We start from the raw sequence: 14,492 nt of genomic DNA on the forward strand, positions 1-14,492 counted from the left end.
TCCTGACGTGATGTCACAGAGTGTGGCTTTTTCGCGACGGTTCGCGACATCTACGCTACTGGTCAGAGCCCGTGCGGTGGGCAGATTCTGCTCAGGCGGGAGCATCCGGCTACCCGCCTTGTGCGAGAGATGGGGAATTCGCATGGCGACGTTTGCATCCGAGGCTCCTTGGGCGATGCGGCTGGTCACCGACCGGCTGCCGGCGGGACCGCCGCCGTACGCGGTGGTGACGCTGGACGGGGCTACGCAGGCTGCCCGCTACACCGACGCCGCCGGTCAGGTGGTGGAGATGGGCAAGCACGGCACCAACAAGACCAAGGGCACAGCTTCGGTGTCCGGCGGCGGCGACGGGCAGAACCCGCAACCGCAGACCCAGGACGACAACACCACCGACTACGAGTCGGACTGACCGGTGGCTCCCCTCGTTCTGGTCGTCACGTCCCTGGAAGACGTCACCGCCGATCTGGTCATCGCCGCACTCAACGACCGCGAGGTGCCCGTAGCCCGGGTCGACCCGGGCGACATCGGGTCCGGACTGGCCTTTGGCGCCCGTATCGGTGCCGGAGCAGCGGTATGGGGCGGGCGGCTGCGCACGACCACCCGCGAGGTGGAGCTGGGGGAGGTGGCGGCGGTGTACTACCGTCGCCCCACCCCGTACTCCGCCCGGTTCGCCCACCTGCCCGTCCAACAGCGTGACTTCGCCACCGCTGAGGCCCGGCACGGCCTCGGCGGCGTCCTGCACAACCTGAGCGGCGCCCGTTATGTGAACCACCCGGCCGCCGTCAGCCGCGCGGACTTCAAGCCCGCCCAATTGCAACGCTTCGCCGATCTCGGGCTCACCATCCCGGCGACGCTGGTCACCAACGACGCCGAGCAGGCGCGGAAGTTCGCCGCTGAACACGACCGCATCATCTACAAGCCGTTCCGCGGCCTGCCCGCAGGTGAGGACGGGCACGCAGGGGCGATCTGGGCCCAGCGCGTCGATCCGGACACCTTCGACGACTCGATCACCGTGATGCCGCACTTGTTCCAGGCCGAGATCCCCAAGACCAGCGACGCACGGGTCACCGTGGTCGGGCGGCAGGTGTTCGCCAGCCGGATCGAGGTGCCTGACGGCGCACTGGACTGGCGCCGAGGTGACTGGGACAACCTCCTCCACACACCCGTCGGTGTCCCAGCCTCGATCGAGGCCGCACTGCACAGTTACCTGTCTTCGTTCGGCCTCGCCTTCGGCTGTTTCGACTTCGCCCTCACCGGAGACGAACACTTGATCGAATCTTGGACGGCCGTTGAGTGCAATCCGAACGGCCAATGGGGCTGGCTGCCCGAAGCACCAGCCATCACCGAGACATTCGCCGACATCCTGAGCGGAAAGGAGGCGGTGACCCATGACCGTGCCCGCCGACCTTGAGGCCGACGCAGCCCGCCTGCGCGAGGCCATGACGAAAGCCCTCGCTACGGATGGCGTTCCTGCCGATCAGGCGTGGTATCAGGCGGTCGCGACAGTTCCCCGGCACCGGTTCGTGCCTGGCTTCTACCTGCCCGCTGACGCACGTGACGGGCAGGGAATGACAGTGTGGGAGCCAGTCACCGCCGAACTCGACTACGGCCGGTGGCTGACCGCCGCATACTCCGACACCACGCTGATCACCCAGTTCGACGGTGACGAAGTGGACTGGAATCAGCCGGCCGTCCGGCACGGCGGGGCACCGACTTCCTCATCCACACTGCCGTCGCTAGTGCTGCGAATGTGGACGGACGCGGATATCACCGAGGGACACACGGTGCTGGAGATCGGCACCGGGACCGGCTACTCCACTGCCCTCGCATGCGAGTACCTCAACTCCGCCAACCTCACCAGTATCGAGGTGGACTCCCACCGCCTGGAAACGGCGGCGAACGCATTGTTCGGCCTGGGCTACACCCCCACGCTCGCGATCGCCGATGGGCTGTACGGGTACTGGCCTGAGGCTCCTTTCGACCGGATCGTGGCCGCGTGCTCCTTCCGAGCCGTCCCTCCGGCCCTCATCTCTCAGACCCGGCCCGGAGGAAAGATTCTGCTCACCCTCGGCGGCTGGCTCTACGGATACGCCCGCGTCCTGCTGACCGTCGAAGGCGATGGCACCGCCGAAGGACAACTGCTGAGCGGAACTGTCTCCTTCATGTCCGCTCGCGCGTATGCCGCCCCGGCGTTTGGCAACCCCACCCACTGGGTCACCGGCCTCCCCGAAACCTCCCGTAATGCGCAGCACAGCCCGGAGCGGATCACCGCCTCAACAGAGGAAGCCTTCCATCTGCGGTTTCTCGCCCAAAGCGCTGCGCCGGACGCACAGATGACCATGGTCGGCGAGGTGGTGAATCTCGTCGACGTCACCACCGGATCCGCGGCCACCCTCACTCCGGACGACGGCGCATGGCAAGTGAGACAAGGCGGCCCGGTCAAGTTGTGGGACCGCATTGAGACGGTCCTGAGCGCCTACGATGTGGCGGGGCGACCGGGGCCCGAGAAGTTTCGGCTGCACGTCCAGGACGGCGGACAGCACCTCCGCCACCCGCAGATGCCGGACCTTCCCCTGCCGAGGCCCTGACTGGGCGCGTCCACTACGCCCAGGACCAGCCCGTTGGCCGCGACCTCCACAGCGACGTGTTCTCCGGGTCAGCCATGGAACTGTGGTCACGTGCCCGCGTCGGGGCAGGAATCGTTGGACGCGCTCTACACCGCCGTCGCCACCGCAACCCACGGCCGCGAGGGCCGCGCCGTCTCCTCCGACGGCCGGATCGACGTGCCCCTGGCCTTCCCGGTGGAGATGGGCGGCAACGGCCGGGGCACCAACCCGGACCAGCTGTTCGCCGCCGGTTACGCGGCCTGCTTCGGCGGCGCCCTCGGCCTGGTCGGCCGCGAGGCGTCCGCGGACGCGGTGCATGACCGTCTCACCGAGGGGCACGTCATCGCTGAGAAAGAAACCGTCGTCGTGTTCTCCTGTCGACTCCCGCTCCTTTTCCGTCAGTCCGGTTGAACCGGCCCCCTCGCCGGGACGTTGTCCCCCATGCAGGGATCACGCAGATGCGGAGGACCGGACTCCGGGCACCACGCCCGGCGCTCTCCGGTCTTCGGTGGAGTCAAGAAGGAGAGTCAGCGAAAATGGATCCGCAGGGCAGTAATTCCAGCAGTTCCGGGCAATCCGGCTATTCAGCTGAGGAGCGGCAGAAATACCTCGACAGTCTTATCCGGAGTAACAGGGTGGTTGGCTTTAGTTGGCGTTTGGATGCTAACTCCATGGATCCTGAGACGTATGACGCGATGGAAAAGAATACGGCCTCACTGCGTCATTTCTTGCTGGCCGAAGAAAGAGTCCGGAGAGTTTCCGATCGTTTCAAACTGAATTCGGATAATTATCGGCGTGACGAGCCGGAGTATCGTGAAGCTTATGACCGGCTGGTGAAGGATGGTATTGTTTTCCATGGAAGAGTTGCGGATGCGGCGAATCGCCCCGCGGAAGTAGGCTTTGCGCCCGCGCAACAGACTAGGCAGGGCCGAGCTGAACAGGGAACCGGCGGCGAGCTGACCGAATACCAAAGAGATCTCTTGCGGATGCAGGCTGAAACAGCAAATTTGCGGCTGACTCTTGAAGTACAAGAAGTACTGGAGGCCCAAAGGGGTGTAGCGCAAGCGCTGGGAGCCCAAAATTCCGGCCTCCAAAGTGAGAGGACTCGGGCGCAGCAAGGGAACAACCCCAACGACCAGTATCAGTACCGGGAACGCCTACAGAGGCAACAACCCCCCGGCAACCGCCGTGGCCACGCATCCTGATCATGCCTGGCGGTGGCCAGGTAGACGAGGTGGCACGGTCCTGGTGACCCGGCGTGCTCGCAGGCCGCGCCGCCCGCCGCTCACCCCGCCGCGTGCATCCGCCGTCTCTCCAGCCCCTGAGCGGGCAGGGGAAATGGGCGCCGTACCACCGGTTCCAGCAGCAGCGGCACCCCGATCACCGGCAGCAGCCAGGCCAGGACGATCAGCCGTTCGCCGAAGATGTTGATGTCCGGGTGCGCCGCCTGGGTCAGGAAGCCGGTGGCCGCCGCCGCCAGCAGGAAGCAGCCGAACGCGGGGCGGCGCAGCGCGCCCCACAGGCCCGCGCCCAGCGCCGCGGCCAACAGCGGCTGCCCCGGCTGCCGTCGCGCCCACTCAGCCCAGAAATTGCCTTCCAGGTGCAGGAACTCCGACCACGGGTGGGCCCGGTCCGGTCGGGCGAAGTGGTCGGTGAGCAGGTCCTGGAGGCTCTCCGACTCGGCCGGATAGTGCAGCAGCCGCGCCAGCAGCACCGTGCCCAGCGCCGCGCAGCACCCCGCCGCGGTGAGCGCCGCCACCCCGCGTCCCGGCGCCCGCCCGCGCCGCCCGCGCGCCACGGCGACGACGGCGCCCGCCCCGGCCAGGGCCAGCCCGAGGAACAGCGCCTGGGAGTGCTTGACCGGGAACAGCGTGAGCAGACAGCCGCAGGCCAGGGCGGTGCCGGCGCGGGCGCGGCCGGTCAGCGCCAGGGCGCAGCCCCACACCGCGGCCAGGGTCAGCGCCAGCATCAGGCCCTCGGCCATCGGGCGCATGGCCGTCGCGCCGCACGGCAGGACGTAGCACAGTGCCTGCCCGGTCAGCGCGAGCGGCACCCGCACGGACAGGGTGCGCAGGATCAGGAAGGCGAGGACGCCGGCGGCCACCGTGACGAGCACGCTCGTCGTCCACACGCCCCAGGTCACGCCGAGCGCCGTCACGAACGGCAGCAGGAACACCGGGTAGCCGGGCCGCGCCTCGAAGATCTGCTTGAGCCGGGGCTTCATGAACGGCGGGATGTGACCCTGCGTCTGTCCGGCGGCCAGCCGCCGGTCCACCACCTTCAGCGCCTCGGCCCGGCACTCGGCGAACTCCTGGGCGGCCGGGTCCGGCCGGTGGAAGCGCACGACGTCGACGCTCTGCCCGCGCCGCGCGAGGGAGGCCCGGCCCGCGCAGGCCCAGTCGACGGTGGCGGCGGCGGCCTCCCGCTTGCCCGCGCCGCCCAGAGTCAGCGCGTACGCCACGTAGTTCCGCGAGTCGGGGGTGTCCCGGCCGGTGACGGCGGTGAGCTGGAGCAGCGCGAACACCGCGGCCAGCAGCAGCACCCAGGCGCGCGGCCTCACGTCGACGCCAGCAGGTCGTGGCCCGCGCCCTGCCCGGGCACCCGGGTGGGGTCCGGGCCCGGCATGGTCTCGCCGAGCAGCAGCGTCCGCACCACCCGCTCGGCGGCCCGGCCGTCGTCGAACTCGCAGAACCGGGACCGGAAGCGGGCCCGCAGCCGCGCCGACTCCTCGTCCTGCCAGCGCCCGGAGGCGAACAGCTCCGCCAACTCCTCGTGGGAGCGGGAGACGTGGCCCGGCGCCTCGGCCGTGATGTCGAGGTAGGCGCCGCGGCTCGCCGTGTACGCCGCCCAGTCGTCGGCGTGGATGACGATCGGACGGTCGAGGTTGGCGTAGTCGAACATGATCGACGAATAGTCGGTGACCAGGACGTCCGCGGCGAGCAGCACCTCCTCGGTGTGCGGCTCGTCCGTGGCGTCCACCACGATCCCGCGCCGGTGCAGTTCCGCGAGGCCGAGGCCGCGCGCGGGTCCGGCCGCCAGGGCGGGGTGCAGCCGGACCACCAGGGTGTGCCCCGGGCCCAGGTCGGCGGCGAACCGGGCCGGGTCCACCCGGTCCACATGGCCGCCCCTGCGGTAGGCGCGGCGGGTCGGCGCGTACAGCACCACCCGGTGACCGTCCGGGATGCCGTGGCGCCGGCGGAACGCGGCCCCGGTGCCGGAGCCGTCGAGCGCAGCCCGGACCAGGACGTCGTTGCGCGGGCTGCCGGTGCGCGCCGAGGCGAAGTGGCACGGAAAGGCCCGCTCCCACACCAGCTCGGAGTGGCGGTTGGCGACCAGGCTGTGGTCCCAGCGGTCGGCCCGGCGCAGCATCTGCGGCACGTCGAAACCGTGCCGGGCGCCGGGCTTGCCCAGCAGGTCGGCGCCCGCGTACCCGAGCGGGGTGCCCTGATGGGTCTGGATGTGGACGCTGCCGGGCCGTTTGGGCTGGGTGCCCGGCCAGCTGACGTTGTTGACGAAGAAGCCGGCCCGGGCGGCCAGCCGGTGGTGGGCGGGGGAGCCGAGCAGTACGTGTTCCACGCCGTCCGGGACGAGCGAGGCGGCCTCGGCCGCCGCGGCGGTTTCAAGGTCGCGCACCACCCACACCCCGCGTACCTGCGGGGCGATCTCCCGGGCCGCGCGGTACACGGCTGCCGGGTCGCCGAGCACCCCGCGGTGCGAGAACGCGGAGTAGAGCACGAGGTGCGGATCCAGCGGGCGGCGCGCGTGCGCCGCCCGGACGCCGTGCTTGACGCGCCCGGCCGCCGCCTGCCGGACCTGGAGCGCGCGCCGCCCCAGCTCCCGTCCCGCCCGCTCTGCCTGCCGCCGCACCAGGTAGGCCGCGTACGGGCCGGTCAGCACGGCGGCCGGGCCCGTCACCCGGGTGTCCGCGGGCCGGTGCCGGGCGAACAGCGCGGCCGTACGCCGGAAGAACTCGGCCCGGTCGCCCGGCGGCAGCCGGTCCGGCTTGGCGAGGACGTCGAGACAGTGCTCGCCCATCTTGCGGTGCAGGTACGGCCGCCAGTCGGCCAGCCCGGGGTGCTCGTCGACGTACCCGAAGACCCGCTCGTACTGGTCGTGGATGTCGAAGTGCTTGCGGCTGGTGGTGGACAGGATGTTGCCCTGCCGGCGCTGGCGGTAGTTCAGGCAGATCCGGTCGAGCACCGCGATCCGCCCGGCGCTGAGCATGACCGGGAAGGTCCAGGGGGTGTCCTCGTAGTAGCCGGGCGGGAAGCGGAAGCCGTGCTCCGTCACGTACGCGCGGCGGTACGCCTTGTTCCACACCACCATCAGCAGGTCGAGGATCTGCGGCTGTTCGGCCGCCGTGAAGACGCCGTCGCCCGTCTGGGTCAGCACCTGGGCGAGTACGTTGCGCCGGGTGCCGCCCCACCAGTAGGTGCGCGCGTAGTCGAAGACCAGCACGTCCGGGTCGTCCGCCTCGTCCAGGCGGTCGGCGACGGCGCGCAGCGCGCCCGGGGTGAGGGTGTCGTCGCTGTCCAGGAACAGCAGGTAGTCACCCGTGGCGTGGGGCAGCGCGGCGTTGCGGGCGCGGCCGAGGCCGACGTTCTCGGGCAGGTGCAGCACCCGCACCCGGGGGTCGCGGGCCGCGTACTCGTCGAGGATCGCGCCGCAGCCGTCCGGCGAGCGGTCGTCGACGGCGATCAGCTCGATGTCGGCGAAGGACTGCTCAAGGACCGAGTCGAGGCAGGCGCGCAGAAACCCCTGCACCTCGTAGCACGGGACGATGACGCTGAAGCGGGGCACGGCGGGTCAGCTCCTTGCGGGGGTCGCGGCGGCGGGGGCGGGGAGGCGGTCCGCGAGCGGGATCACCGGCGGGATCGCCTCGGGCGCCTCGCCCAGCAGCACCCGGCGGACCACCCGTTCGGCGGCCAGGCCGTCGTCGAACTGGCAGAACCGCTCCCGGAAGGCGGCGCGCAGCGCCCGCGACCCGGCCCCCGCGTAGGTGCGGTCGCGAAAGACGCGCGCCAGCTCCTCGGGGGTGCGGGTCACCGGACCCGGCGGGGCCGCCATCAGGTCGAAGCAGACGCCCCGGGTCTCCCGGTAGACCTCCCAGTCGTCGGCGTGGATCACGATCGGCCGGTCCAGGTTGGCGTAGTCGAACATGATCGACGAGTAGTCGGTGACCAGGACGTCCGCGGCCAGGCAGACATCTTCGGCGGAGGGGTGCGCCGATACGTCGATGACGCGGCTGACGCGGCTGGCGCGGCCGTTCTGATGACCGGCTGCGGCCTCGCCGCGGTCGTAGAAGTAGTGGGCGCGCAGCAGCACGACGACGTCCTCGCCGGCCGCCGCGCAGAACGCGGCCAGGTCCAGGCCCGGTTCGAAACCGGTGTGGTGGTCGCGGTGGGTGGGCGCGTACAGGACGGCCGTCGCGCCCTCGGGCACCCCGAGTTCCCGGCGGATCCGGGCCACGTCGTGCGCGGTCGCCGTGCAGTACACGTCGTTGCGCGGATAGCCGTACTCCAGTGCCTCGTACGAGCCGGGGAAGGCGCGCTCCCACACCTGGGTGGAGTGGCGGTTGGACGACAGGTTGAAGTCCCAGCGGTCGACCCGGCCGAGCAGCTTGGCGAAGCTGCCGGTCTGCGCGGCCACCACCGGATAGGTCGACTGGTCCACGCCCATCGTCTTCAGCGGGGTGCCGTGCTGGGTCTGTACGTGCACGCTGCCCGGCCGTTTGACCACGCCCTCGGCGAAGTTGGCGTTGTTGACCAGGTACTTGGCCCGGGCCAGCACCTCCCAGTAGCGGCGGGAGCCGATCACCGCGTGGTCGACGTCCGGCGGCAGGGTGTGCTCCTGGCCCGGCTCGACCAGGAACACCGAGCGGATGTGCGGGGCGAGCGTGCGGGCCTTGGCGTGGACGGCGGCCGGGCTGCACGCGTAGCCGCGGCCCCAGTAGGCGCAGTACACGGCGAGCCGTGCATCGAGCGGGCGGCGCAGCGCGGCCCGGTAGCGCAGCCGGGTGCGCAGCATGCGGGGACGCGGGACGCGCTCCGCGGCCCGCGCCGCCGTCCGGTTGGCGGCGCGCAGTGCGCGGAACGCCGTGTACGCGCCCGCCGCCAGCAGCCGGTGCTGCACGCCCAGGCGGCCGGCCGGCGGCCTGAAGCCGGCCGGCCGGTGCCGGCGGTGGAGCCGACGGGCACGCCGGAAGAACGCGCGGTGCCCGCCGGGCAGCCGCTCGGGCCGGGACGCCGTCTTCAGGACGGCCGCGAACAGCTGCTCGAACAGCGGCCGGGCCCGGTCGGCGGGGAGCTGCCGCTCGGCGGCCCTGGTCAGCACCAGGTCCACCTGGTCGAGCAGATCGTGTTGGTGCGCGCCCGGCAGGTTGAGCCGACTGCCCTGGCGGCGCAGCCGGTGCCGGACCAGGACCCGGCGCAGCACAGCGATCCGTTCGGCGGCGAGCGTGGTGAGCCCGCCCCAGCCCAGGTCCGTGAAGTGCCCGTCGGGGAAGGCGAGCCGGTGCCCGGTGACGAAGGCGTGGCGGTAGGCGGCGGTGAAGGCCACCAGCGGTACGCCGGTCAGCCGTGGCCACTGGCCGGGCGTGAACGCGCCGTCGGGGGCGCCGGCCAGCAGCGGGCCGACGGGGTCGGTCGGCTCGCCCTCCCACCAGGGGGCCCGCTCGTGCCCGAAGTACAGCACGTCCACGTCACCGGTCTCGGCGAGCCGCGCGTCGAGCGCCGCCAGCGCCCCCGGCAGGAACAGGTCGTCGCCGTCGAGGAACAGCAGATATGCCCCGGTCGCCGCCCGCGCCCCGGCGTTGCGGGCCCCGCTCAGCCCGGCGGACGGCGGTGAGTGCACCAAAGCCACCCGGGGATCCCGCTCGGCGTACTCCCCGGCGACGTCCGCCGCCGGGGAGCGGGGGCCGTCGCAGACCGGGATCAGCTCCAGGTCGTCGAAGGACTGGGCGAGGACCGAGTCCAGCGCCTGGGACAGCCGGCCGGCGACCCCGTGGGACGGAACGATGATGCTGAAGCGGGGCATTGCGCTCTCTCTGTGGTCTTACCTGCCTCCCGGGTCGTGCGGGTCCCGGGTCTCAGGCCGTACGGACGCGGCCGGGCCGCCCCGTCGGCCGCCAGGTGGACGGCCGGCTCGGGGTGGGCCGCGAGGTGCTGCGGGGCATGGGAACTCCCGTAGGGGGAACGGCGTTCAGCGGTGTTCGGTGACGGTGAGCGGTCCGCAAGGTTGCGGAAGGGTTGCCGAGGAGGGGTGGGCGGGGGCCGAGGACGCGGAGGGGACCGGGTGGCGGCGGGCGAGCGGAGTGATGCGCGGCAGCCCCGCGGACTCGCCCAGCACCACGTGCCGGACCACCCGCTCGGCGGCGCGTCCGTCGTCGTACGGACAGAACCGCTCCCGGAACGCGGCCCGCAGCTGGGCCGAGCGCGAGCCGCGCCAGTGGCCGCTGGCGAAGATGTCGACCAGTTCGTCCTCGCCGTGCGCCAACGCCCCCGGTGGACAGGACCGCAGGTCGAAGTAGGTGCCGCGGGCCGCCTCGAACGCCTCCTGGTCGTCGGCGTGGATCACGATCGGCCGGTCCAGGTTGGCGTAGTCGAACATGATCGACGAGTAGTCGGTGAGCAGCACGTCCGAGGCGAGGCACAGGGACTCGACGCTCGGGTGGCCGCTGACGTCGATGACGCGCCCGCCCCCGGCCGGCGGCCCGGGGTGCCCGGGATGGGCGCGCACCAGCAGTACGAACCGCGGACCCAGCCGGCGCAGCAGCCGCCGCGGGTCCAGCGGAAGCGGCTGGGCCCGCCGGTAGTCGCGGTGGGTGGGCGCGTAGAGGATCGCCACCGCGTCCGCGGGGACGCCGAGCCGCTCGCGCAGCCGGGACACGTCCGCCGAGGTCGCCTTCTGGAAGACGTCGTTGCGCGGGTAGCCGTACTCCAGCGTCGTGTAGCGGCCCGGGCAGACGCGCTCCCAGGTCAGGGTGGAGTGGCGGTTGGCGGACAGGACGTAGTCCCAGGTGTCGACGTCGGCCAGGAACGCCGCCGGGTCCGTGCCGCGGGCGGCGGCCGGCCGGTCGTGCAGATCGAGGCCGGTCCGCTTGAGCGGCGTGCCGTGCCGGGTCTGCACCCGGACCTGCCCGCGCCGCTTGACCAGCCGCGGGTCCAGAGCGGAGTTGTCGATCAGGTACTTGGCGCGGGCCAGCGCCGTCCAGTAGGCCGCGGAGCCGGGCCGCAGCCGGCGCGTGCCCGGCGGGACCGTGTGCCGGTGCTCGGGCCGGGCGATCCACGCCGTGCGGACGTGCGGGGCGTACACGCGGAACGCGGCCTCCAGCGCACCCGGGTTGCAGCCGTGACCGCGACCGTCGTACGCGGCGAACACCGCCCGGTCGGCGCGCACGGGCAGACACCGCTGGACGCGGTAGTGCAGCCGCAGGACACCGGTGCGCACCGCCTCGCGGAGCCCGGCGGCGAGCCCACGCGTACGCCGGTACAGGGCCGCCGCCGCCCGGAGCGTGCGCCAGGTGCGGTGCGCACCCAGCCGGACCAGGGCGTGGCGCAGCCGGGAGCCCGGCGGCACCGGGGCGCCGGCCGGACGGTATCGGCGGTAGTGGGCGCCGGCCCGGCGCAGGAACTCGGCCCGGGCGCCGCGCGGCAGCCGGTCCGGCCTGCGGTACACCGTCGCCAGGTGGTCCACCATGCGCTGCCACAACACCGGCTGCCAGCGGGCGAGTCGGGGCCGCTCGGCGACGTACGCGAAGACCCGGTCGTACTGCTCGAAGACGTCGAAGTGCCGGCGGCTGGTGGTGGAGAGGATATTGCCGGTGCGGCGCTGCCGGTAGTGCACGCAGACCAGGTCCAGGGTCGCGATCGACCGTGCCGACATCAGCACCGGGAACGTCCAGGGCGTGTCCTCGTAGTAGCCCGGCGGGAACGCGAATCCCGCGGCCTCGACGAACTCCCTGCGGCACGCCTTGTTCCAGGCGACCATCAGGACGTTCAGCAGCCCCGGCCGGTCCGTCAGCCGGAAGGGCGCCGGGCCGTCCTCGGTGAGTTCGGCGGCGGTCCGGTTGCGGACCGTCTCGCCCGTCCAGTGGGTGCGCGCGTAGTCGTAGACCAGGACGTCCGGTTCGCCGGTCTGCTCGATCCGGTCGGCGATCGAGCCGAGCGCGCCCGGGGTGAGGGTGTCGTCGCCGTCCAGGAAGACCAGGTAGTCGCCCCGCGCGCACTCCATGCCCGCGTTGCGGGCGCCGCCCAGCCCCCGGTTCTCGGACAGGTGCACCGGCCGGACCCGCGCGTCCCGGGCCGCGTACTCGTCGATGACCGCCCCGCTCGCGTCGGGTGAGCAGTCGTCCACGACGATCAGTTCGAGATCCGGGTACGACTGCGCGAGCACCGAGTCCAGGCACGCGTGGAGGTACGCCTGGACCTGGTACGCGGGGACAATGACACTGAACCTGGGCACGGCACATCCATGGGTCGCTCGGCGCGGGCGTTCTGCCCGGGAACGGCCGGTGGAGTGACGTGGTTACGGCCCGTACGGCATACGGGGGACCTCCGCACGCACGGGGAGGCGGGCCGGCACCGGCCCGCCTCCCACAGGATCTCCGTCCGCCGTCGCCCGGCGGCTACTTGACCGCGCCCGCCATGACCCCGGACACGAACTGCCGCTGGAACGCGAAGAACACCGCCAGCGGGATCACCATCGACAGGAACGCACCGGGCGCCAGCACGTCGATGTTGTTGCCGAACTGCCGTACCTGGGTCTGCAGGGCGACCGTGATCGGCTGCGAACCGGAATCGCTGAACACCAGCGCCACCAGCATGTCGTTCCACACCCACAGGAACTGGAAGATGCCCAGGCTGGCGACCGCGGGCCCGCCGAGCGGCAGCACCACCCGGGCGAACAGCCGCAGTTCACCCGCGCCGTCCAGCCGGGCCGCCTCCAGCAGTTCCCGCGGGATCTCCGCGAAGAAGTTCCGCAGCAGGAACACCGCGAACGGCAGACCGAAGCCGACGTGGAACAGCACCACCCCGAAGATCGACCCGAACAGCCCCACCTTGCCGAAGAGTTCGGCGATCGGGATCAGCGCCACCTGCACGGGCACCACCAGCAGGCTGACCACGGTCAGGAACCACCAGTCGCGGCCCGGGAACTCCATCCACGCGAAGGCATAGCCCGCGAGCGCGCCGATGACGACGACCAGGACCGTCGCCGGGACCGTGATCAGCGCCGTGTTCACCAGGGAGCCCGTGATGTCGCCGTTCTCCAGCAACTTCTGGTAGCTGTCGAGGGTGAGCCGGGACGGCTGGGCGAACACGTTCCACCAGCCGTCCGCGCTCATGTCCTCGGGCGAGCGCAGGGACGAGACGAGCAGCCCGATGGTCGGCATCAGCCAGAACAGGCCGACCACGATCAGGACCGCGCGGACCAGCCCGCCGCTCAGCCGCTCGGCGATCCGCGAGCCGAGCGAGGGCCTGGCCCGCACCGCCGGGCCGGGGACCGCCTTGCCGACACCTGCCGCATCCGTCGTCATCGCCGCCCCTCCCGCCGCAGCCGCCGAATGTTGAACCACATCACCGGAATCACCAGCAGCAGCAGGAACACCGCGATGGCACTCGCGACGCCGGGCCGGTCCTCCGCGAAGCCCTTCCGGTACAGCTCCAGGGCCAGCACGTTCGCGTCGTCCTGGGACGAACCGGGCGCGATGATGAAGACCAGGTCGAACACCTTCAGCACATTGATCATCAAGGTGACGACGACCACGCCGAGGACCGGCGCGAGCAGCGGCACAGTGACCCTGCGGAACACCTGCCACTCATTGGCCCCGTCGACCCGCGCGGCCTCCAGCAGCTCCCGGGGCATCCCCGCGAGCCCGGCCGCGATCAGCACCATCGCGAAACCCGCCCACATCCATACGTACGACCCGATGACGGCCGGGGTCACCAGCGACGGGCCCAGCCAGTCGACGCCGTTGTAGGGCTCCTCGAAGTTGTCCGCCGGGAGCCGCAGCAGGGCGCCGTCGGCCGCCGCGGGCAGCGTGAACGTGCCGTCCGCCGCGGCCTTCGTGGCGGCCACCACCTTGCCGTCCTTCACCGCCTCGATCTTCATCCCGGCGTAGCCGAGTTCGGACGGGTCGGGGGCGCCCAGCCTGCCGACGCCCTTGCCGCGGGTGAAGTCCTGCCAGGTCGTGCCGGTGACCTTCCCCGGTTCGGGCCCGGCGGCCACCGCTCTGCGCGCGTCGCCGGGCATCCGGTCGGGGGCGACACCCACCATCGGCAGGGTGACCGGCGTACCGGCGCGGACCGCCGCCGACGTGACGAAGCCGCCGTCGTCCGGCCTGAGCGGCGACTCACGGCCCGGGTGCGCCTTCGGGAACGCCGACGACTGGGCGAAGGTGTCGTGGACACCCACCCACACGGCGTTGGCGACGCCCTTGTCCGGGTCCTGGTCGTACACCAGCCGGAAGATGATCCCGGCCGCCAGCATCGAGATCGCCATCGGCATGAAGACGACCAGCTTGAACGCCGTTGCCCAGCGCACCCGTTCGGTCAGCACCGCGAAGACCAGCCCGAGGGCGGTGGAGACGGCCGGCGCGAACACCACCCAGATGATGTTGTTCTTCAGGGCGGTGCGGATGCCGTCGTCGGTGAACAGGGCCCGGTAGTTGTCGAATCCGGTGAAACGGGCCGATCCGCCGCCCGAGGAGTCGTAGAAGCTGCGGACGAGCGAGTACCCGATCGGGTAGACCACGAGCGCGCCGAGCAGCACCAGGGCGGGCAGCAGGAAGAGGACTGCCACGGCCCTGCGGGTGCCGGTCACGCTCTTACGGCTGCGGGGAGCGGCGGGGGCCGGTGGGCCGCCCGCCGCCGTGGCCGACGCCATCGC

10 protein-coding genes and 1 pseudogene are annotated in these 14,492 nt (G+C 71.7%); 5 read left to right on the plus strand and 6 right to left on the minus strand.

Going from position 1 to position 14,492, the window contains the following annotated elements:
• Positions 1-142 precede the first annotated feature (142 nt).
• From ACFYPJ_RS00190 to ACFYPJ_RS00210, 5 genes and pseudogenes are all read left to right on the plus strand, one after another.
• Positions 143-409 carry a putative ATP-grasp-modified RiPP gene (locus ACFYPJ_RS00190; RefSeq protein ID WP_389008050.1) on the plus strand — a complete coding sequence of 89 codons (267 nt, stop codon included), beginning with the start codon at positions 143-145 and terminating at the stop codon, positions 407-409.
• A gap of 3 nt (positions 410-412) precedes the next feature.
• Positions 413-1,411, plus strand: a complete 999-nt coding sequence (gene tgmB / locus ACFYPJ_RS00195) for an ATP-grasp ribosomal peptide maturase (protein WP_389008053.1) — start codon at positions 413-415, stop codon at positions 1,409-1,411.
• On the plus strand, positions 1,389-2,588 hold the full coding sequence (gene tgmC / locus ACFYPJ_RS00200; RefSeq protein ID WP_389008056.1) for an ATP-grasp peptide maturase system methyltransferase: 1,200 nt from the start codon (positions 1,389-1,391) through the stop codon (positions 2,586-2,588). Before tgmB ends, tgmC begins: the two co-directional genes overlap by 23 nt.
• A gap of 114 nt (positions 2,589-2,702) precedes the next feature.
• A pseudogene (locus ACFYPJ_RS00205) lies at positions 2,703-2,915 on the plus strand (Ohr subfamily peroxiredoxin); the annotation flags it as partial.
• Between the two features lie 227 nt (positions 2,916-3,142).
• Positions 3,143-3,811 carry a hypothetical protein gene (locus ACFYPJ_RS00210; RefSeq protein WP_389008059.1) on the plus strand — a complete coding sequence of 223 codons (669 nt, stop codon included), beginning with the start codon at positions 3,143-3,145 and terminating at the stop codon, positions 3,809-3,811.
• A gap of 80 nt (positions 3,812-3,891) precedes the next feature.
• On the opposite strand, the gene ACFYPJ_RS00215 is transcribed toward ACFYPJ_RS00210, so the two are convergent.
• From ACFYPJ_RS00215 to ACFYPJ_RS00240, 6 genes are all read right to left on the minus strand, one after another.
• Positions 3,892-5,166 carry a hypothetical protein gene (locus ACFYPJ_RS00215; protein ID WP_389008062.1) on the minus strand — a complete coding sequence of 425 codons (1,275 nt, stop codon included), beginning with the start codon at positions 5,164-5,166 and terminating at the stop codon, positions 3,892-3,894.
• Entirely contained in the window at positions 5,163-7,406 is a 2,244-nt protein-coding gene (locus ACFYPJ_RS00220) for a CDP-glycerol glycerophosphotransferase family protein (protein WP_389008065.1), read from the minus strand. The genes ACFYPJ_RS00215 and ACFYPJ_RS00220 overlap by 4 nt, the downstream gene beginning before the upstream one ends.
• Positions 7,407-7,412: 6 nt before the next feature.
• Positions 7,413-9,641: a CDP-glycerol glycerophosphotransferase family protein gene (locus ACFYPJ_RS00225; RefSeq protein WP_389008068.1), complete on the minus strand. Its 2,229-nt coding sequence runs from the start codon at positions 9,639-9,641 to the stop codon at positions 7,413-7,415.
• Between the two features lie 165 nt (positions 9,642-9,806).
• Positions 9,807-12,068: a CDP-glycerol glycerophosphotransferase family protein gene (locus ACFYPJ_RS00230; RefSeq protein ID WP_389008072.1), complete on the minus strand. Its 2,262-nt coding sequence runs from the start codon at positions 12,066-12,068 to the stop codon at positions 9,807-9,809.
• 163 nt (positions 12,069-12,231) lie between these two features.
• Positions 12,232-13,140 carry a carbohydrate ABC transporter permease gene (locus ACFYPJ_RS00235; protein ID WP_389008075.1) on the minus strand — a complete coding sequence of 303 codons (909 nt, stop codon included), beginning with the start codon at positions 13,138-13,140 and terminating at the stop codon, positions 12,232-12,234.
• Positions 13,137-14,489 carry a carbohydrate ABC transporter permease gene (locus ACFYPJ_RS00240; RefSeq protein ID WP_389008078.1) on the minus strand — a complete coding sequence of 451 codons (1,353 nt, stop codon included), beginning with the start codon at positions 14,487-14,489 and terminating at the stop codon, positions 13,137-13,139. Before ACFYPJ_RS00240 ends, ACFYPJ_RS00235 begins: the two co-directional genes overlap by 4 nt.
• Between the last annotated feature and the right edge of the window lie 3 nt (positions 14,490-14,492).

It is taken from the genome of Streptomyces sp. NPDC006012 (assembly GCF_042871185.1).
GTDB lineage: Bacteria > Actinomycetota > Actinomycetes > Streptomycetales > Streptomycetaceae > Streptomyces.